Genomic DNA, 21,745 nt, shown 5'->3' with positions numbered 1-21,745 from the left:
ACCTGCTAATTAAATAGAAAAGCTATGAAAGAAGAACAACACGATAAAAATACCGATCCAAAAAAACTACCGGACGCCGAAAATCCTTATAGACTTTTAGACCTGAAATTAACTAAAGTTAAAAACTCAGCTGCAGGAGTTCCCGCTGTTATAGCCGCTTTTAGTGATCTTATCGAAGAAAAAACAGTTCTTAGAGGAACAAAAGCGTTATTCAAGATGAATCAGGTGGGTGGTTTTGACTGTCCAAGTTGCGCATGGCCAGATCCTGATGACGAAAGATCTCCACTAGGCGAATACTGCGAAAACGGCGCTAAAGCATTGGCAGAAGAAGCTACAACCAAAAAAGTTACAGCAGATTTTTTTAAAGAAAACTCCGTTTATGATCTTGCCAAATTAAACGATTATCAAATTGGTAAAATGGGAAGATTAACAGAACCTATGTATCTGCCGAAAAATGGCAGACATTATCAACCCATAAGTTGGGATGATGCTTTCAAAAAAATAGCCAAACATCTTAATGCATTAGAATCACCGGATCAGGCAGCTTTCTATACTTCAGGAAGAACCAGTAATGAAACCTCATTTCTGTATCAGCTTTTTGCAAAAGAATTTGGCACTAATAATATGCCGGATTGCTCCAATATGTGTCATGAAACATCGGGATCAGCTTTAAGACCTACAATAGGAATTGGAAAAGGTACCGTGACATTAGATGATTTTTATGATACAGATGTTATCGTAATTATTGGACAAAACCCGGGAACGAATGCGCCCAGAATGATGAGTGCCTTATCAAGAGGTAAAAAAAACGGTGCAAAAATTATTGCGATCAATCCTTTGCCGGAAGCGGGATTAATGGGATTTCGAAATCCGCAGGAAATCAACGGAGTTCTTAGAAGCGGCGTTAAACTGGCAGATCTTTACTTGCCGGTAAAAATAAATGGCGATATGGCTTTGCTAAAAGCCCTCGAAATTATATTACTCCAATTCGAAAACAAAAACCCCGGAAAAGTCTTTGATTATGATTTTATCAAAGAAAAAACTACCGGTTATGAAGCCTTTCTAAAACAATTTGATGCTTATAATCTTGATGATCTTGCCCAGCTTTCAGGAGTTTCAAAAGAAGCGATTTATGAAGCTGCCGAAATTATAGCGTTCAAAAAACGAATTATCGTTTGTTGGGGAATGGGACTCACGCAACAGCCCAACGGTGTCGAAATGATTCGGGAAATACTTAATATTCTGTTACTAAAAGGAAGTATTGGCAAGCCCGGCGCAGGAGTTTGCCCGGTTCGTGGTCACAGTAATGTGCAGGGAAACAGGACAATGATGATTGACGAAAAGCCTACTGACGAACAACTTGATCGTCTGCAGGCATTTTATGGTTTTAATCCGCCTCGAAGTCACGGTTATGATGTTGTTCGTGCCATAAAAGCAATGCAGGAAGAAAAAGTAAAATTGCTTTTTTGTATGGGAGGAAATTTTTTATCAGCAACACCAGATACAACCTATGTCGCGAGTTCCTTAAGAAAACTTAATTTAACCGTTTGCGTATCTACAAAACTCAACCGAACCCACCTTATACACGGACAAGAAGCACTCATTTTACCCACTTTATCCCGAAGCGATCTTGATATCGTCAATGGTGAAATTCAGTTTGTAACCACAGAGAATTCGATGGGTGTTGTACAATCCTCGAAAGGAATGCTTAAACCAATATCTGATAATCTTATTAATGAAACGCAAATTGTCTGCAAAATGGCAATGGCAACATTAGGAAGCAAATCAGTAATTAACTGGCAGAAATATCACGATAGTTATGATGCTGTGAGAGATGATATCGAAAAATGTATTCCCGGTTTTGAAAATTATAATCTAAGGGTACGCGAAAAAGCAGGTTTTTACCTCCCGAATGCCGCCCGACATGGACAATTTATCACTAAAAAATTTGGAGATCGTGCACCGTTTACCTTAACCTCAGTACCAAACAATGAACTCGCTCCTGACGAATATATGATGGCTACAATGCGAACACACGACCAGTTTAATACCACAATATATGGGCTTGATGATCGCTATCGTGGTATAAAAAATGAACGCAGGGTAATATTTATGAATCAAAAAGATATTGAGAAAGCAGGTTTTAAAGTCGGCGATAAAGTCGATTTGTTTAATTATGATGACAATATCGAACGAATTGCACCTTTGTTTATCATTGTTTCCTATCAAATACCGGAGAAAAATACAGTTACTTATTTTCCCGAAACAAACGTTCTGGTTTCAGTTAATAATGTGGTGAAAGACAGTAATATGCCTGCATCAAAATATGTGAAGATTAAAATTAAAAAACACGATAGCGATATTTATAAGCGAATTAATCAATTGTGATTCTTTTATGGCGTTTCTTTGGCTTTTTTTGCCACAAATTTCACAAATTTTCACCAATTCAATTCTTGATAATTCGTGGAATTCGTGGAATTCGTGGCGAAATTTAATTATATAAGTTGGAATTTGGAATTTTTTTTTACACCCAGTTTGTCATTTCGACAGAGGAGAAATCACACGCGCTGATCGACAAAGATTGGCGAGTTGCTAGTTTGCCCTGCATCATAGGATGATAAAATTATGGCGTTTCTTTGGCTTTTTCTGCCACGAATTTCACGAATTTTCACCAATTCAATTCGTGCTAATTTGTGGAATTCGTGGCGAAATTTAATTATATAAGTTGGAATTTTTTGCACCAAGTCTGTCATTTCGACCGAAGGGAGACCCGAGCGATAGCGAACAGACGAAGTAAATCACACGCGCTGATCGACAAAGATTGGCGAATTTCTAGTTTCCCCTGTATCGTAGGATGACCAGATTATGGCGTTTCTTTGGCTTTTTCTGCCACGAATTCCACAAATTTTCACCAATTGAATTCGTGCTAATTTGTGGAATTCGTGGCGAAATTTAATTATATAAGTTGGAATTTTTCGCACCCAGTTTGTCATTTCGAACGAAGGGAGACCCGAGCGATAGCGAACAGACGAAGTAAATCACACGCGCTGATCGACAAAGATTGGCGAATTTCTTTGTAGAATTTCTAGTGTGATTTCTCCTCCGTCGAAATGACAAAAAGCCTTGATTGTAGAGTTTCTAGTGTGATTTACTTCGTCTGTTCGCTATCGCTCGGGTCTCCCTTCGGTCGAAATGACAAAACCCTTACAAGTTCAGCCTTTGCGAAATTTATTCCGCAGAATAATCGTCTAATAAATCTAATGTTGGTACAAAAAACAACGTTCCGGTTTGTGCTGTACTAAAATCCAATATTCGATCATAATTTCCCGTAGGATTCCCTAGAAACATGTTTTCCAACATCTTTTTCGTGGTGCTGAATGTACTGGCGTAAGCAATAAAATATGTTCCGACTTCTCCTTTAGAAGGATTTCCAAAAACCATATTATCCCTGACAATTTTCAGATCATTGCCATTTTCATCCGTAATAGCAGTAAGAGCACTATGAGAATTTGCAGGTTTTACGTCGTCTTCCATTTCAATATCATTCATTTTAGACCTTCCAATTACTTTTTCCTGATCTTCTGTAGACAAATTTTCCCAGTTTTTCATGTTGTGAAAATACTTCTGAACAAACAGATAACTTCCACCTTTATAAGCAGGATCCTCCTCGCCTACTACTGCAAAAAGCTGTCTTTCATCACTTACCGGATTTTCAGTACCGTCTACAAAACCAATGATAGAACGACCATCCCAATATCTGAAACCATGAACTTCCTCAAGACATTCAGCAACCAATTCCAAAACCTTAGAAATAGCCATTGCCATATCAAAACAAATAGCGGAATTTTGGGCTCTTAAATGAAAATGAAGATCGCCAGCGGTAGAAATTGCAGTATGTTTTGCGCCTTCAATAGGTTCAAAAGTCAATAATTCTTTAGGCAAAGGCGTTGGCAAACCCAGCTTTATCCAGGCATCATGTCCAACTCCCATTACACAACTCGTTCGCCCATCAGGAATCCTTATGTTGTACGAATTATTCAAATTACCAACCAATGCACAAAGTTTTTCAAATACAGGCTTTATATTATCATCATTTTTAAATTTCCAAACCATGAAAATGGTATTATTATTTGGATAATCGGTAACGTTTTGTGATTGACTCATGCTTGGTTTTTATATTTTATTTGCAGTTCAAAATTAAAGATAAAATTCTAAAAAAAGAGCACGATCGGCAAATAGAAATCGACTAAAAAACAAAACTTATCATCAAATACAACATAACTTTTTTATAAAAATCTAAAACTAAAAAAGTATCAAATAATGAATCTCAACACATCTTCCTCCTAACATCTTTCTTCTAAAATCTTTCTTATTCTCCCACACTAATCCATATATTGCAAAAAAAGTTAACATTATCACAAAAAACATTTTAAACAACTGAATCAAAGTAATTTAAATTTCATACTTTTACTCATTGAATTAGTTTCTTTAACCAAAAAAATGAATAGAAACTAAATTTTTATCAATTAAATAATGCTGTTTGCAGTTTCTTTTTAAAGACTATTTGATGTCTTTTTAGCGAAATTTTAAATTCTTAAAACATTAATAAACCAAATATTTTCTTCAACCAACCAAAAGAGGTGCTAAATAATTAATTCAGCACCTCTTTTTTTTCTTTTTTTTATTTTTATAGGCAAGAAGCAAGATGCAAGAAGCAAGATGTTAGATGCAAGATGTTAGAAGTAAGAATTAAACAAAACATCTCTACTCTATAATCTTGCTTCTTGCATCTAACATCTTGCTTCTTCACCCCTTTTTAAAATTTCTAATCCCACTACTCAACCAATTATAATAATCGTCACTATCCGGATTATAAGCAGATGGTTTTGTCAAATTAGTGCTGTTATGATCGACAAGTGCATAAAAAGGCTGCGCATTTGCTTTGTACGTTTTAATTTGTAAATCACTCCATTTGTTTCCAATTGTTTTGATCTTCTTTCCTGTAGCTTTAGATATATATTGCTCATTTTCAGGCAATTCTTTTTTATCATCGACATAAAGCGATATTAAAATCAGGTCGTTTTTTAAGACACTCAAAACTTTAGATTCAGACCAAACGAGTTCTTCCATTTTTCGGCAATTCACACAGGCATATCCTGTAAAATCCAGTAAAACCGGTTTTCCTGCTTTTTTGGCAAACTCCATTCCTTTGTCATAATCATGAAAAGTGATTAAATCCTGCGGACCATATTCGGCTCCTTCCGGTAAAACAGCTTTTATTTCGGCAGTACTTTTAGAAATTCCAAATCCGTCCGGCGATTCGCTGTAGTGCATTGGTGGTGGAAATCCGCTGATTAATTTAAGAGGCGCGCCAAAAAGTCCCGGAATCAGGTAAATCGTAAAACTCAAAACCAATATTCCCAAAGCCAGTCTTCCTACAGAAATATGATTTAACGGAGAATCGTGCGGCAGAGTTATTTTTCCGAATAAATAAAGTGCCAGAATTCCAAAAATAGCAATCCAAATCGTCAGGAAAACTTCTCTTTGTAACCAATGCAATTGCAAAACCAGATCAGCATTTGAAAGGAATTTAAAAGCCAAAGCCAATTCTAAAAAACCAAGAACCACTTTCACCGTATTCAGCCATCCGCCGGATTTTGGCAATGCATTTAACCAACCCGGAAAAGCAGCAAACAAAGAAAACGGCAACGCAATGGCTATTGAAAACCCTAACATTCCAACAATTGGCGCGATTCCGCCTTTTGAAGCGGCTTCGACCAATAAAGTCCCAACAATTGGACCTGTACACGAAAAGGATACAATCGCCAAAGCCAAAGCCATACAAAATATACCAATAAGTCCCCCTTTATCGGCTTGTGAATCTACTTTATTGGCAAGAGTATTTGGTAACATTATTTCGAAAGCGCCCAAAAAAGAACACGCAAAAACAACCAATAAAATAAAGAAAATGATGTTGAACCATACATTTGTAGAAAGTGCATTTAGGGAATCAGCACCAAAAATAGCGGTTACGATCGAGCCCAATAAAACATAAATAATCACGATTGAAAATCCATAAATCAAAGCATTTCTAATTCCTGCCGCTTTGGTTTTGCTTTGTTTCGTAAAATAACTTACCGTCATTGGAATCATCGGGAAAACACAAGGCGTTAATAAAGCGGCAAAACCGGAAAGAAAAGCAAGTATAAAAATCCCAAGAAAGCTTTTTGTTTTATTCTCAATTGGTTTCTTTACTTCTTTTATAACTTCTTTAGATTCTTTGGCTACAGCCTTAATTGCAAGTGTATTGCTTGTTTTCGAAACTATTGAAGAATCTGCCAAAACTTCATTGATTGGTGTTTTTTCGACAGCTTTTTCAGCTATTTTGTTTGCTGGTTTCTCTGCTGAAGGTTTTACCGTAAATTCAATTTCTTCGGTACTTGGCGGTAAGCAATTTTCATCATTACAAACCATAAACTCCACTTCTGTTTTGATCTTAAAGGGTTTTGATGAAATTACTTTCATGCGTTGCTTAAAAGTAGTTTCTTTTTCAAAAAACTTAATTGGCATTTTAAAAACAGGATCCTGAATTGTTTTGCCTTTTTCTTCTTTTACCTCTCCAACCAATTGAAAATCGGGACTTTTAGCGAAATTAAAATGGGTTGGAATTGGTCCGCCGTCGCTAACATTCTGACTGTACAAATGCCAGCCATTGTCTATAATTGCTTTTATCTGCAATTCATATTCAGTGTCCGAGATTTTCTCTACACTCGTTTTCCACTTGATGGGATTATATATTTGAGCTTTTACCATTATCGAAAACAACAGCAAAAAACTCAATAAAATTACGTTCTTGTTCATGGTTAAAATTTTAAAAAAAAGAGGGTTGAATAGCAAAAACAACCCTCTATAAATCCGCTATAAAAATCTATTCGCTTACTAATTCAAAATATTTAGTTATAGGGATATAATTAAACAACTTTTCTAAAAACTTCTGAAAAATTATAATAATGGTTTAAAAACAACTTCAAACGAATCTGCTTTATCCAGGAAAGAATTGGCAAAATCCTGAATATCTTTTTTACTGATTGCGTTTACAATATCAACATAGTTTTTAGGATCATCCATGTTGTAATTATTCTTGAAATAATTCGAAATTAGATCCATACTGTAACTATTAAAATCTTTACTGTCTTTTCTTGATTTTATATAATTTGTTCTGGTTTTCTCGATATCTTCGATAACAATTTCTCCTTTTTTGATCTTATCAATTTCCTGATAAACAATTGGCAATAAATGCTCTACTTTATTGGCATCACAATCAAATGCAATCTTAAGAGTTGCTTTTGAAACCGGTAATTTATCCAAACTGCACTTCACTTGCGCGCCATAAGTTCCGCCTTCTTTTTCGCGTAAACTTTCTGTATATCGCAAAGTCAGAATATCACCTAAAAAGGCTGCAATAATTCTGTTTTTCTGAGAATAGGCATAATCCTTTTGGTAGGAGATTTTAACCGAACTTTTTGGCGTTTCCATTTTGATAAAAATATCTTTATCAATTTTGTTTGAAACCCATGCAGGACTATTGCTTTTAAAGTTTTCAGTTCGTTTAATACCATTTATGCTCGCAATATACTTTTCTAATAAGGGTTTTAAAACTTCTAGAGTTACATCTCCAACAACATAAAACTCAAAATTTGACACATCAGAAAAACGATTCTCATAAATTGATTTCATTTTATCAAAAGACAACTCATCAATATATTGCTGGTCCAGCGCGCGTACTCTTGGATTGTTTTTCCCGTAAACTGCGACAGATAAACTATCCTGCATTTTTGCACTAATGTCTTTTTCTTTGTTTTTTAACGAATTCTGCAATCTTTGTTTCATTAAAGCAAACATATCAGCATCAAATCGTGGTTTCATGAAGCGCAGATAAACCAATTGCATCATGGTTTCAATATCTTTTACATTTGCAAAACCTGAAACTGTTTCGGTCAAAGCCAAAATAGAAACAGAACTATTTACTGTTTTCCCTTTCAGAACTTTTTCTAAATCAGTATTCGAAAATGCTCCAATTCCGGACATCATCGCCAGACTTGTAGAACGTGCCGCTGACGGAATATCTTGACCATCATACAATGAAGTTCCGCCAAAACTTTCGGCCTTTAATTCTACTTCTTTTTTGTTTTTATCGGCAAATTTATAATGCACTTTTACGCCATTGCTTAATACAAAAGTAGTTGCGTCGATCTGTTTGTTCTTTTGTTCCGATACAATTTTTCCGGGTTTCCAAACAGTGTTTCCCAGAAGAGTTTGAGCAACAAAAGTGTCTACATACGGTTTTAAAGTTGGGTTATTTTCCGCTTTATTTATAATGTCTAAAGCTTGTTCTTCATTTAGATTATTTTCATTTTCTACTCCCGTAACGCCAACAACTCTATTATTTGCAGTATACAATTCCGTAAGTTGTTTTTGAAGAATTGCTGTATCTAAATTTTTCAGAATCACCTTTTCCATTTCAAATTCAGCAATCGGATCACTGATTATTTCCTGATTTAAGTAATCATCTTTCACCATTCCGATGACACTTTTATGTGAAATCTCGTTGATCTTTTCAAGGTAATTTTCATAAGACGAAATATCTTCTGCAACTGCTCTTTCAATTTCTCCTTTTGAGAAACCAAATTTTGAAGCGCGGACCCATTCGTTCATAACGGCTGTAAAAGCAGCTTGTTGCAGGTTGGGTTTTGGTGCAACGCTCACGAATAATATATCATTTAAACGGCTGTAATTTTGATATCCAATCTGTGCGCCTTTAAACGGACAATCTTCTTTTTGCGCCATTTCTGCCAATCTGTTATTGATCAAGGAAAATGCGATACTTCGTTGTGTCGATTTTTCTAAATCAGCAAAAGTTGTTGTTGGTTTTTCGGCTGCATGACGAATCATATAAAGAATACCGGAAGAAGAAATTTCTTTGTCTAATGCCAGTTTAAATGTTGCTTTATCATTCTCCGGAATTGCAATTTCAAAACGCTTTTTAGGATTTACAGGCGTTGGAATATCGGCAAAAAGCTTTTTGATTTTTTCTTCGATTTCGTTCGCATTAATATCACCCACAATTGCAATTGCCTGCAAATCCGGGCGATACCAGTCTTTGTAAAAATCCTTTAGAACCTGATACTTGAAGTTTTTAACGATTTCCATATCGCCAATTGGTTTGCGATATGCGTATAGACAATTGTTGTAATAATAAGGAGATAGTTGATCGTAGATGCGTTGTGAAGCATTTTGTCTCGTACGCCATTCCTCCGTAATTACGCCGCGTTCAGCATCGATTTCTTCATTTGTGAGGGACAAAAAATTAGACCAATCGTGCAAAACTAATAAACAAGTATCAACTACTCCGCCATCTTGCGACGGGATATTGTCCAGATTATAAACGGTTTCATCCGTACTCGTGTACGCGTTGATATTTTTGCCAAAAACGGCTCCTTGCTTCTGCAGCGTGTTCAAAATGCCTTTTCCTTCAAAATGTTTCGTTCCGTTAAACGCCATATGTTCCAGAAAATGCGCTAAACCTTTTTGTTGGTCATTTTCCAGAATTGAACCTACATTTTGAATGATGTAATAACTTGCCGTATTTTTATTTACCGTTGTAGGATAAATATAATACGTCATACCATTTGGCAAAACTCCTTTTTTTATCTTTTGATTGACCGCTATGGGATCATTTGCATTAAAATTTTGAGCACTTGCCTGAAATAATCCTATTAGAAATAAGAAAACTAGTGTAGACTTTTGTTTATAAAACATATTATTTTTCTTTTTTTTATCTATTGTGGGTAACTATTTGCCACGAAGGCACTAAGACGCTAAGTTTTTTTATCTTTTTTTAACGCAGATTTAAAAAGATTTAAGCAGATTTAAGGAGATTTTTTAATCTTTTAAAGTTGTGATTTCTTATGAAGATTTGCCACAAAGCCACTAAGACGCAAAGTTTTTTCGCAATCTTGTCATTTCGACGGAGGAGAAATCACACTCGGGATTCGACAAAGATTGGCGATTTTGATTGCGGAGTTTCTAGTGTGATTTCTCCTTCGTCGAAATGACAAACGAGCCGACTTTACCAGATTAAAAAATTTCCTTAAATCTGCTTAAATCTTTTTAAATCTGCGTGAAATAAAACGACAATCAAAAGAAAGCTTCGCGTCTTAGTGCCTTTGTGGCATGTCTTTGTCGAATCCCACGTGTGATTTCTCCTTCGTCGAAATGACAAACTTAGCGAGATTAAAAAATCTCCTTAAATCTGCTTAAATCTTTTTAAATCTGCGTGAAATAAAACGACAATCAAAAGAAACCTTCGCGTCTTAGTGCCTTCGTGGCATATTTTCATCTGTAGCAAATCTTCGTCGCCTATAAGTCTATAGTTACCCAAAAAAGTTACTTATACTTTTAATAATTTATCTAATTGTTCTCTTAACTCCGGATTTGACGGACGCAAAGCATCTGAGTTGATGATGTTTCCCTTGGTATCAAATAATAGAAACCTCGGGATTGCATTAACGTCGTAATTCTTGGCAACATCTGACTCAAAATCCTTATCTGCCATGATTTGAATCCCTTTTAATTGTTCTTTTTTTACGAAATCTTTCCATTTTTGATTGTCTTTTGACTTGTCTAATGAAAGGCTTACAAATACAATATTTTTATTCTGATAATCTTCTTCGATTTTTTTCATGTGTGGAATTTCAGCTTTACAAGGTCCGCACCAAGTTGCCCATAAATCAACGTACACGTATTTTCCTTTAAAATCAGAGAATGAAACCGGTTTGCCTTCAACGTCATTATATGTGAATTCCAATCCTTTTTGCCCTACATTTTTATGAAGTACTTTTTCATATTCCAAGATAAATGCTTTGCTGTTTTCTGAGATTAAATAAGGTTTAAGAAGCGGTGCTACTTTTTCATATTCTTCAATTTTCATACGTGATGTTGCAATTCCGTCACGTAAATAAGCATCTTTTAAGGCTGGATCTGTAATGTGCGTGATTGCTTCTGCCATATCCAGACGTTTTGGGCCATCGCCACTATTCATGATAACATAAAAGAAATAATGTGACATTAATGAAACGCCGTTTGCCACTTTTAATAAATCAGGATCTGTGAACTTTTTGTCTGTTTGCCATGTTTTTATAACTGCGGGACGATCGTCTTTGTCAGGAAATGCCGTTCTTGGCATTCTAAAAAAGGTATAAGTCAATTCTTCAACATCTGTTGCAACAGCCAATTTTAATAACTTGTTAAATGTTGCGTCTTTGGTTTTGATGGTTTTGCTAAATGCATCGGCTTTTGCCACTCCGCCGTTAAGCCACGGATAAAAATCTACGTAGGTTATATTACCGCCAAGTCTTGCAAAAACAGCAAATTCATTGTAGATCTCATTTGCTTTTTGAACTAAAGCATTCTGACCTGTATTTTTACCGCTTAAAACATAATTGTCTTTATTGATAACCAAATTTAAGTCTGTTTTTGGTTCTAAATACAAACGAATTAATTGATTTCTGTTTTTAAATTGCCCATAATCAACATAATAAAATCCTGCAGTTGTGATTGGAAGCATAAACCCAAATTCGCCTGACGCATTTACTTTTGCAGTTGCTGCTACTGCTGGCTGTCCTTCTACAACATTGTGAATGGTGATTTCTTTTACTTTACCTTCGGTTATCGAAAGTTTTCCTGTAATCATTGCGTACTCAGAATTGTCTGAAGCAAAACTAAATTGCCCGATAAAAATGGCAATTAAAAGAAGATAAATGGTGTGTTTTTTCATAATGTTTTTTGTTTTTTGATTGTTGTTTAAAGTGAAATCCTAACAGATTGTTCGTTCTGTTCTATGATAAAATCTCTGGTTTCTTTTGTGGTTTTTAGTTTTTTAATAATTTCGGGATTACGCAAATCGGCAATTTCATAATCATTGATTTGTGTTACTTTGGCGCCCGGTTTGATGCTTTTTAATGCATCTTTTTCAGAATCTAGTACTCTTTTTACAATTAAATTATTCTGCTCGTCAAATTCTAATTCAAATCCTGACAGATAAAAAGATCCCATTTTCTTAAAACTTTTATTGGGTTCTAAATACATTGTTTTGTGCAATAAATCGATCATAAAATTGAAACGTTTTATCAAATCGATTCCAAGCGAACCATCGGCGGAAGCCCAATTTTTATTGTCTTCCTGATATTCCTGCAACGCAATTGTTACATCAGAAAAATTATTTCCGTTAATCGAAACATTCGGAATTGTTCCGCCAATAATCTGAGTTTGCTTTCCCAGACTGTGATTTGTTGATGTATATTCGGTTTTCAGGCTTTTTTGCAAATCTTGTTTATGGTTGAAAGGTCCGTAAGCGATCAGATCATAACCTGCTCCGGTATCAAATGTAAAATTGCCTTCGACTGTTTTTTTATCTTCAAAAGTCAAACTCAATTTTACAACCGGTAAACCTGTTTGATAATCAAAAACAAATGGTTTTGCTTTGCCATCATATACATAATTTCCAAAATTATAAAGGTCAATTGTATGGGTATCAAAGTTGACTTTTGTGATATAATTGCGAAGTAAATTTGCTCCAAACAATCCGTCGTAAACACTGCTTTTTGGAAAAATAACCAAGCCTTGATTTGGTATTGTCTGATTGCCAATATAAATCGTATTGTTTGCCGAATACTGCACTTGCTGACTTCCGCCCACAACAGATGTCGATTTATTACTTGTTACTACAACTCCGGCTTTGTAGGCGCTGTCCGGATTCAGCGCCATTCCGTCAGCTCCGGTATCAAAAAGCATTAGAAATTCGCGATCAGCTTTGTTTAGTTTTATTTTAATGGCGATTGCATTTTCGATCATTTCAAACGGAATACTTGCCACTTTCTGAACGGCTGCATTTCGGTCGACTCTGTACAATTTGTCAAAAAATGTGACGTACAGAATTTCGTTTGCTGCATTAAAAACAATTTCTGATACTTTTTTTTCTTTTCCATGAAAGCAGAAATCTACCGCAACTCTCGTTTCCTTTTTAACGACGACAGATTTTCCTACTTGTAAAGAATCCAAAACCGGAAAGGCTTTAAAAATCCCTGTCAGATAAAATTCATTTGAAGACGAATCGCCAACGCCAACCGTAAAATCAGACGCCAGAAGATCTTTTAAACGGTTATAATCTTTGTTTTTAAAGGACTCTTCAAAGGCTTTTATAACTTGCGGAATGGTACTTTTTTGGGCATTTGCACACAAACCGGTAAAGGATATCCATAACATCAATATTTTTTTCATTTGAGGTTATTTTTGTAATGTATATGGGTTATCCGATGTTTTTGCTGCGCCAAAATCTTTTAGCAAAATACCTTCGTATCTCGTCCATTCATCTGATGTGTAATATTCTTTGGAGCTATCTAATACTTTTTTGAATCCGGCTAAATCATCGTTTTTTTCAAACTCTTTTCTCTTGCGCTGCAAAATGTGAAATAGCTGACAGTTTACGCTTGATTTTCCGTAGTCTTTATAAAGTGTTTTTATGTTTTTAAAGAAAAAATCATCGTATTCTCTTCCAATTCTTAATCCTGTAATGATCACAAAAGGAACTTCTGATAATAAAGAGGACTGCGATTTTAAGTAAGCATCTACAACTTCAAAAGAAACGTTTCTTTTTCCTGCCATATAAGCTTGCTGGTAAAACTCCGGATAATCTTTTTCCTGAACTTCCGGGCTGTATTTTTTGAAATTTCCTTTTTTAGCCGCCTCTTTTGCATTTTGAAGCAATGCCGTAAATTGATCTACGGTTTGAAAACCTGCCGCGATATCTATAATTTTCCCATCGGAATTTATAAATAAGAAGGTTGGAAATCCTGTTACGCCATATTTCATACATAACTTTTTGCCTATTTCTTCTTTTAGAATATCAGATTTGAATGTGACAAAATCAGCACTAAGCAAAGCGGCAACTTTAGGATCAGGAAATACTTCTTTGTCCATTTGTGCACACGGCATGCAACCTGTAAAATAAAGGTCTACAAAAATGAGTTTCTTTTCGGCAACGGCTTGTTTTTTAACCAATTCCCAACTTTCTTCCGTCGATTGTGTCTGTGCGTTTAAGGCAAAAAAAGGGCTAGCAAGCAGCAAAAATGCGCTTGCAATTTTAAAAATGTGTTTCATAAAATGTGATTTTTTTATTAGCCTAATGAATGTTCAAAATTCATTCGGCTTTTTTAATATTTAAGGTTTTTAATTCGTTGTGTGTAATTAATTTAACACATAGAAACATAGTATTTGCGCTCTAAAAAAAGGCGTTTCACTTATTAAAATGCACATAGCAAACTATGTGATAGAAATATATTTCTTTTTACGTTCTTTTTTTGAACATAAAATCTATGTTTCTATGTGTTAATTTTTTTTTCAATTTATACTCAACACATGTTTTTTAATTATCTTGAACGATAGGCAACATCTACAATTTTGCACAAACCGTTGTATGTTGTATTTAATTTTAAAGCCCCATTTACAGGAGGAACCGTAAACAATTCCATTTTTCCAACCGTTCCGTTATAACTTCCCACAATTAGTTTTTGTTTAAAAGCCTCCGGTGTTTTGGTGTTAAAATCTATAAAAGTGATTTCCTCAGATCCTTTGTCTAACATCAACTTAGCCGATTGGATTCCGTTATCGTATTCATACAATTTTCCACCAACAGCATAAAACAAATATCCGGAATCAGGACTTACGGCAAACTTTGTCGTTTTATCAAAATCCGGTGCATTCAGGATTTCTTTGTAATAAACTTGTGCCAATTCTGTATTGAATCGAAGCAAATAATATTTACCGGTAGCAGTATTTTTTAATACAGCAAAATTTTCTCCTTGATTAAAAGTTGTTGATGTCATAAAAACCAAGTCGCAATTGGTATTATTCCAATCTAATACTGTTGGTGAACCAACTACAGGCGGCATTACAGAACAAGTTCCTTTTGTAGTGCTATAACGTAAAAAACGTCGCGCATCTCTGTCATAAAAAACAGGAGTTCCTAGTGATCCTTTGTTTTCTGCAATAAAAGGCGCTGCATAAAAAGTTTTAGCTTCTGTATCTACTTTATTTTGAGGAAGGCCGTATTTGGTCTGAAAAATTCTAAAATAAAAATAGATATCACCTTTACTGTAAAGAAAATTTTCTCCAGCTCCGGAAGATTGCATAAAATCTACACCAAAATTACTGGGAAGCGCGCCTCCAACAGTTTCGTAGGCAATATTTTGAGAGGGAACCCATGAAAATGAATCCTGATCTAATCTTGCTGTTCCGCTTTCTGAGGCTGTTACATAGATTCCGTACATCAGCGGCGTTACAAACGGCTGATTAAAACACGCTACATTAACTGCTTTTCCGGATAACTTTAAGGCTGATCCTGTTACATCCAGAACATCTGTAATAATACGTGGCGTTGCGACATTTGGAATAATGGAAATCATGTCTAAACGTGCTTTTCCATTGACATCTCCTACTACAAGCCAGCCTTCATAAATAGACGAAACTACATTTAATACAAAGGATTCATGCTGCCAGGTTACTCCAGTTACTTTATCTTTTACAAAATAATATACGTTGTATTTTGCAGGCGGTAATTTTAAGATACCATCAAGGTTTTTTGTGGTCGAAATGGTTGTTTTTGACTCGCCGGAAAGTTTCGCAGGATTTACTGCAACCCATTCATAGGTGTAACGATCAGGATCGCTTCCGTTGTCCATTGTTGGATTTAGATTTGGCTTAATCGTAAAATTGTCTCCGGTATATGCCGTGTATTCTTTTTCTATTCCGGTTGCTTTAATTTCGTTTATATCATTATAATTATAAGTTCCTTCGTCGCTGGCACAGCTCCAAGTCAACAGAAGTACTGCTAAAAGCGTGAATACTATTTTTATATATTTTGACATTGTCGTATATTTTTTTAGATTAAAAATGAATGATTATCAAGGAAAAAACATTTCGGTTCCGTCCTCTTCATAAATTATATTTCCCTGTTCTTTTTGGTCCGTAAGATATCGTTTCATAAAGCTTTGATAATATTGTATATCTGAGATCGACAATCCGGTACTTCCCAATTTTTGGTTGAACATTGCGGGTTCTAAATGCATTAAATCACACATCAAAAAGAACTTTTTGGCTGTAAAATTTCCTAAAAATCCCGAAAACCATCCCGGAGGTACGGTCAATTTATCATCAAATGATATTTTGAAAGTTATATAACTCATTGTTTTCCCCGTTAAAACATTGGTTACTCTGGTTTTCATCTTTGTGGTAAAAGCTTCATTTTCTTCCAGGTTCAAAACCAAAAGCATGCTTTTATCTTTCATGTCCGCAGTTCTTTTGATCTTTACTTGTATCGTATCGACTTCGTGTCCGGCATGGATTACAATATTTTCAGGAAGTGTAAAATGTGTTCCTTGTACAGCGGTACTTGACGGATCGACTGTTAGTTTTACTTTTCTGTCGATATCACTTAATTTTCCTTGTACACGAATTGGAATTTTATATATTTTTTCGATAATCGAAGGGTTTTCCAAACCAAAACTTAATCCTACGCTGTCTGTCAATACATTTGCACCACTTATGGGAATTGGAAATACCGATGGTGAAAAATAGATATTATCTGTATCCTTAAATGTTTCTATTTCTTCCTGATTACATGACGTAAATCCTAAAAAAGACAAAAGAACAATACTTAAAATCAATATTTTTTTCATGTTTACTTTTTTAAATTATTGAAAATTAATCTCAGAATCCGGCAACGGCACGATATATTGAAGCGGTCCCATCGAAACATTTCCTGATGCCGCTGAACCATTAGGAATTGTTGCAGAATTTATTCTTTTATAATAGAAAAATAACTGCCCCTCGCCTATAAATTCGCGTCTGTATTCTTTTGTGATTTCTGTTGCTAAAACTGCTTTTGCGCCAAGATCTAACAAACCTCTGTTAAAACGAAACGTGTTTAGAAACGCAATGCCATTTGCAGGGACTTCCGCCGTTTCTGCCGCGATCAAATACATTTCTGAAAGTTTAAACATTGGAATCTGTAAACGAAAAGGTTTCGTTTTATCGGCTACATCTTCGTATTTAAAAAAGGTTTTCTGTGTTTTCCCTCCCACAATTGGAATTTTCCAACTTGGTAAACTTCTGTAATCATTATCATTAGATTCAAAAACAGTGTTCAATCGGCTTAATAATGGCGCATATATTTTATCATCGGCTAAACTCGAATCAAACAAGTCGGTTTGTTTTGTATATAAGGTATAATCACTTAAGGAGAAGAAATTTTCTGAAGAGAAAGTTCGATCCGGATTAAAAGAATTTGTAGCTTCTAAAAACGGTGTCCAGAGAAAAAATGAATTTGTTTTTGTAAAAGCAATCACTTCATTTGCTGTTTTCGATGCACCAACTTTATCTCCGGAATACAAAAGAACACGGGCTTTTAGACATTTTACGGCCAAATAATTCATTCTTTGTCCGCGATTTGAAGCATAATACGGGTTTCCATCAAAAGTTTTTGCGGTATCGTATTTTCCAACAATCAACACAGGATCATTTGCCAATAAACCTAAAGAGGTATCTAAATCTGCCAGGATTTTTGCAACAACATCTTTTGCCGGCAATAGCGGATTATTTGTCGTCACAAATGCATCATAATAAGGGATTGCAGGATCTGACGGAGCAATTTTATAAATGGGTCCAAACATGCGCAACATATCAAAATGAAGCATAGCACGGATTGCAATCGCTTCTCCTTTTAACAAATTTGCTTTTTCTGAAGAAATTACTCCGGAGTGTTCGTCGATACTTTCCAGGAATTTATTTGCTGATAAAATAGTCGTAAATGCCTTTTCCCAAATAGCAGAAATAGTTTCTTTTGGCGTTTTTTCAGCGTAAGCATAACTTGCCAATCTGGCTTCTGGACGAGATCCTGACATGTTGTATTGCTGTCCTAAAATCTCCACTGCATCCATCGTCAGTTGTCTCCCATAAAGAGAATTTGATGCCAATTGAAGATAAAGTCCGTTATGTACATTTTGAACTCCCGTTTCTGAACTATACGTTTGGTCTTCTAAAATCTTGTCTTGCGGCACAATATCCAAAAAATCGCTGCAGCTAATGGCTGTAAGGGATACAAGAAAAGTAAATGTGATTTTATATAGGTACTTTTTCATACTGATTAAAATGATAAGTTTAAACTAAGTGAATAGATTCTTGAAAAAGGAAAATCGATACCTCGTTCTGCTTTTATAGTAGATATTCTAAAAAATTCATTTCCTAATGCATTAAATCCTAATGCGGTAAGTCCTGCTCTTTTTAGCCAGGCTCTGTCTGTTACTCTATATCCAAAACGAATGGATTCTCCGGAGATATAATCGTCTTTCTGGATAAATCTTGATGAGATTGGAGTAGCATTTGTCAAGCCAATTGCTTTAAATTCGGCAAGTTGCCCAGGCGTTGTCCAACGATCTGTAAAAGCTCTGGCATCCTGATTATCAAAAATATTATCCTTAGAAATGTTTTCGACTTTATCATATAATGCACTATTAAATCGATCTGCTCCAAAACTGTAACGCACATACAATCCGAAGCTAAACCCTTTGTAAGTCATATTTGTAGAAACAACTCCTGTCGCGGTTTCTCTCGAATTACCCATTACAACCTCGTCTTTTTTGTCTAAAATAAAAGTCGTTTGTCCGTTTTTCTTCAGGAAGATTTCTTTTCCCGTTGCGGGATCAATTCCTAAAGATGGAACTGCCCAAAGATCGTTGCTGCTTGCGCCATCATAGAATCTTGTTAAACTTGATGTTTTTTGTGCTGCTTCATTTAGCGAGGCTAATGCATTATTAAAACCTCCCAATTTATTACCTCCGGATGTAGACATTAACCCTACGCCCCAAACAAAGTTGTTTTTTAAGTCATAAATAAAGTTGTAGTTTACTTTAAGCTCCAATCCTTTTGTGGTTAAATACCCCACATTCAACGGATACGCATTTACTCCTGTTGAAGCGGCAAGATCTATTGCTACAATTTGTGGTGAGGTTCTACGGCTGTAAGCGCCTAATGTTGCTGTCAATCGGTTTCTAAACATTCCCAGATCCAATCCTACAGAAATATCTTTAGTTCGCTGTGGTTCTAAATTAGGATTTGAAATTTGCGAAATTGCTAATCCCGGACCAAAAACGTTCGTATTGGCATCGTAACTATAAACGTCGTAAGATGCATATCCAACTAAATTCTGATTTCCGGTTTGACCAATATTGGCGCGGACTTTTAAGATGTTGACAATATCTTCATTCATTTTGAATTCATTGTTCAAATTCCATCCGATACCAACTCCCCAATATGGCGAATATTTTTTGTTTGTTCCAAAGTTGGTTGCTCCGGAAATCGTTTGGGTAAAATCAAACAAAAATCTTCGGTCGTAAGCATAATTGATTTGATTGGTCAAATCGACGCTTCGAATTAATCCGGTATAAACGTTTGGTTTTTCGTTTGGTTCATATCCAAAAGCAAACGATGGATTGCCCGGAACTCCAAGCGGAAATCCTCTTAAAGCAGATAAATAAGAAGTGTTTTTTGTTTCTAAAGCCTGCGCTCTAATCGTATAATTGAAGGAATGTACATTATTGAAAACATTAGAATATGTCGCTCCAAGATTTGCATTCCATTTATTGGTCAAAGCTTCACTTCTTGTATAAGTCCCTTTTCTGGTTGCGATCTCGGTAATAAAACTGGTGTCGTCCGGCGATACAAATACGGTTCCTATTGTACTATTTCTGGAAACTGATATTGCTCCTGTAGTTTTAAGATGATCACTTATATCATAATTTATAGCAAAGTTATTGGTGAAATTAAAATCATTTCCTTTGTCATAACTTGGCAAAAACACGTTGTAAAGCGGATTTGGCGCATGATTAACAATTGTCGATTGATTTGCCGGAATTGGCAAAGAAGTTCCGTCAAGATAACGAGTTATTACGCCAAATTCATTGGTTTTTGTGTAATAAGGACTTGCTTTTGCCCAAGTTTCAAAAGAACCATATGGCGATTCCTGACTGTTTCCGCCCGAAACAAAGAAGTTGTTGTTAAGGCTGAATTTATTTTTTCTGTAAGCCAATGTTGTATTGTAACCCCAGGTATTGTGCTCAGAACCTTTCATTGTTCCGGTCAGCGTTTTACAATTTCCGGCAATATTGAATCGAAATTCATCTGATCCTCCTCCAAAATTCAAACTATGTCCGGAAGTGATTCCCATTTGAATCGGTTCGTTTAGCCAATAGGTATTTACGCCACGACGCACAGCCGCCAAACGTTTATTGTATTCCTGATCCCATTGATATTGCAAAGCGACACCTGAATTGGAAATAAAAGCGCCGGAAAGTCTTTCGAATTCCAGTTTTTGTTCGGCATTCATTAAATGATAAACACTTAAATCTGCCAACTCATAAGAAGAATTGTAAACATAAGAAAATTGCAATTTCCCCGGAATTGGTTTGTTGGTTTCGATAACCACAACTCCGTTTGCAGAACGAGATCCGTATAATGCTGTCGAAGCGGCATCTTTTAATAATGTGATGCTGGCAATTCTATTAATATCTAAATCAACGACTTGCTGTAAAGTGGTTGGAAATCCATCTAAAATAAATAACGGCTGGTTTGGATCGTCCCTAAACTGACTATCAACCTGATTGGCTGTTAAACTCGTTTGTCCTCTTACCTCAATTGTTGGTAAAACATTTGGATTTGATCCTGCAATATTGTTGTTTAAAACGATAAAGGACGGATCTATAGATTTTAAAGCCTGAACAACGTTTTGGGTAGAAATTTGTCTTAATTCTTCTCCTCTAAATGTTGTTACGGCTCCGGTAATAAGTTCTTTTTTACGAACAGTTACTCCCGTATTTACCACAACACCTTCTAATTGTCTGGTTTCTTCAGTCAATGCAATGTTAATTACTTTTCTGTTGTTTACAGCAATAATCTCTGCCCTGTGACCAATATAAGTAAAAAGTAAAATTCCATCATTTGGTGCTGTAATTGTATATTTTCCGTCAAAATCAGTTTGTGCAGTGGCGTTTGTGCCTTTAACTTTTATGTTTACGCCCGGTAGCGGTTCTTTTTTATTATTGGTTACGATTCCTGTAATTACAATTGGATTTGTTTGTTGAAGAACAACGACTTTCTCCTGCTTGTTTTCTTTTACTAAAATCGTATTGCCGTTTGTAAAACTAAAATCAAAATCTTTTTTAGGAAAACTGGCTTCGAGTAATTCATTTACTCTGATTTTTCCTTTCTTTAAATGTACTTTGGGTAATTTTTTGAATAAATCTTCCTGATAAATAAAAGTGTAATTCGTTTGTTGCTTGATAATATCAAATACTTCGTCAACAGTCACTGTTTTATCAGCGGGAATCACAACTTTTAGGTTTTGAGAAAACATATTTCCTGGTGTAAAACCAAAAATTGCAGTGCAAAACAAGAAAATGAAGGTTCTCATAATGTTAATAATTAGCCTTTTTCTGAAATAGAAAAAGACTCCGGTTAATTTAAATTTCATAAATTTACATGTTAATTGGTTGGTTGGTTGTTAAAATCGATAATTGATTAATCTCAAAAAAGGGATGAAGCGCGGTACCCTCGGAAGTCTAAACTTCAATCCCTT

The 21,745-nt window shown here is 35.3% G+C and carries 11 protein-coding genes; 1 reads left to right on the top strand and 10 read right to left on the bottom strand.

Annotation, left to right across the window (positions count from 1 at the left end; translation table 11 throughout):
• Positions 1-24 precede the first annotated feature (24 nt).
• A complete protein-coding gene (locus EAH81_RS01190; protein ID WP_140502845.1) occupies positions 25-2,388 on the top strand; it encodes an FdhF/YdeP family oxidoreductase in 2,364 nt (787 codons plus the stop codon).
• An 840-nt stretch (positions 2,389-3,228) separates the two neighbouring features.
• Here EAH81_RS01190 and EAH81_RS01185 read toward each other — a convergent pair.
• The 10 genes from EAH81_RS01185 to EAH81_RS01140 all read right to left on the bottom strand — a co-directional run bounded on the left by EAH81_RS01185 (position 3,229) and on the right by EAH81_RS01140 (position 21,580).
• A complete protein-coding gene (locus EAH81_RS01185) occupies positions 3,229-4,164 on the bottom strand; it encodes a Dyp-type peroxidase (protein ID WP_140502842.1) in 936 nt (311 codons plus the stop codon).
• A gap of 642 nt (positions 4,165-4,806) precedes the next feature.
• Positions 4,807-6,861, bottom strand: coding sequence for a protein-disulfide reductase DsbD family protein (locus tag EAH81_RS01180; protein ID WP_140502840.1), 2,055 nt, complete (start codon positions 6,859-6,861; stop codon positions 4,807-4,809).
• Positions 6,862-7,002: 141 nt separating this feature from the next.
• Positions 7,003-9,819, bottom strand: coding sequence for a M16 family metallopeptidase (locus EAH81_RS01175; protein ID WP_140502837.1), 2,817 nt, complete (start codon positions 9,817-9,819; stop codon positions 7,003-7,005).
• Positions 9,820-10,450: 631 nt separating this feature from the next.
• A complete protein-coding gene (locus tag EAH81_RS27790; RefSeq protein ID WP_241676485.1) occupies positions 10,451-11,836 on the bottom strand; it encodes a TlpA family protein disulfide reductase in 1,386 nt (461 codons plus the stop codon).
• A 26-nt stretch (positions 11,837-11,862) separates the two neighbouring features.
• Entirely contained in the window at positions 11,863-13,338 is a 1,476-nt protein-coding gene (locus tag EAH81_RS01165) for a retropepsin-like aspartic protease (protein WP_140502835.1), read from the bottom strand.
• A gap of 6 nt (positions 13,339-13,344) precedes the next feature.
• Positions 13,345-14,217: a thioredoxin family protein gene (locus EAH81_RS01160; RefSeq protein WP_140502833.1), complete on the bottom strand. Its 873-nt coding sequence runs from the start codon at positions 14,215-14,217 to the stop codon at positions 13,345-13,347.
• 269 nt (positions 14,218-14,486) lie between these two features.
• On the bottom strand, positions 14,487-15,983 hold the full coding sequence (locus EAH81_RS01155; RefSeq protein WP_140502831.1) for a PKD-like family lipoprotein: 1,497 nt from the start codon (positions 15,981-15,983) through the stop codon (positions 14,487-14,489).
• A 36-nt stretch (positions 15,984-16,019) separates the two neighbouring features.
• Positions 16,020-16,793, bottom strand: coding sequence for a DUF4843 domain-containing protein (locus EAH81_RS01150; RefSeq protein WP_140502829.1), 774 nt, complete (start codon positions 16,791-16,793; stop codon positions 16,020-16,022).
• A gap of 15 nt (positions 16,794-16,808) precedes the next feature.
• The gene (locus EAH81_RS01145) at positions 16,809-18,254 is read right to left on the bottom strand and encodes a RagB/SusD family nutrient uptake outer membrane protein (RefSeq protein WP_140502827.1); all 1,446 of its coding nucleotides are present in this window, start codon (positions 18,252-18,254) and stop codon (positions 16,809-16,811) included.
• A 5-nt stretch (positions 18,255-18,259) separates the two neighbouring features.
• Positions 18,260-21,580 carry a SusC/RagA family TonB-linked outer membrane protein gene (locus tag EAH81_RS01140; protein ID WP_161595769.1) on the bottom strand — a complete coding sequence of 1,107 codons (3,321 nt, stop codon included), beginning with the start codon at positions 21,578-21,580 and terminating at the stop codon, positions 18,260-18,262.
• Positions 21,581-21,745: the final 165 nt, after the last annotated feature.

The organism is Flavobacterium pectinovorum, from assembly GCF_006438875.1.
Classification (GTDB): domain Bacteria; phylum Bacteroidota; class Bacteroidia; order Flavobacteriales; family Flavobacteriaceae; genus Flavobacterium; species Flavobacterium pectinovorum_A.
Note: the sequence above shows the minus strand (reverse complement) of the source record. Positions and strands in the feature narration are given on the sequence as shown.

Excerpts from the sequence above, each read along its gene's own strand:
- EAH81_RS01190 (WP_140502845.1), top strand. The coding sequence starts at position 25 with ATGAAAGAAGAACAACACGATAAAAATACCGATCCAAAAAAACTACCG.
- EAH81_RS01185 (WP_140502842.1), bottom strand. The coding sequence starts at position 4,164 with ATGAGTCAATCACAAAACGTTACCGATTATCCAAATAATAATACCATT.
- EAH81_RS01180 (WP_140502840.1), bottom strand. The coding sequence starts at position 6,861 with ATGAACAAGAACGTAATTTTATTGAGTTTTTTGCTGTTGTTTTCGATA.
- EAH81_RS01175 (WP_140502837.1), bottom strand. The coding sequence starts at position 9,819 with ATGTTTTATAAACAAAAGTCTACACTAGTTTTCTTATTTCTAATAGGA.
- EAH81_RS27790 (WP_241676485.1), bottom strand. The coding sequence starts at position 11,836 with ATGAAAAAACACACCATTTATCTTCTTTTAATTGCCATTTTTATCGGG.
- EAH81_RS01165 (WP_140502835.1), bottom strand. The coding sequence starts at position 13,338 with ATGAAAAAAATATTGATGTTATGGATATCCTTTACCGGTTTGTGTGCA.
- EAH81_RS01160 (WP_140502833.1), bottom strand. The coding sequence starts at position 14,217 with ATGAAACACATTTTTAAAATTGCAAGCGCATTTTTGCTGCTTGCTAGC.
- EAH81_RS01155 (WP_140502831.1), bottom strand. The coding sequence starts at position 15,983 with ATGTCAAAATATATAAAAATAGTATTCACGCTTTTAGCAGTACTTCTG.
- EAH81_RS01150 (WP_140502829.1), bottom strand. The coding sequence starts at position 16,793 with ATGAAAAAAATATTGATTTTAAGTATTGTTCTTTTGTCTTTTTTAGGA.
- EAH81_RS01145 (WP_140502827.1), bottom strand. The coding sequence starts at position 18,254 with ATGAAAAAGTACCTATATAAAATCACATTTACTTTTCTTGTATCCCTT.
- EAH81_RS01140 (WP_161595769.1), bottom strand. The coding sequence starts at position 21,580 with ATGAGAACCTTCATTTTCTTGTTTTGCACTGCAATTTTTGGTTTTACA.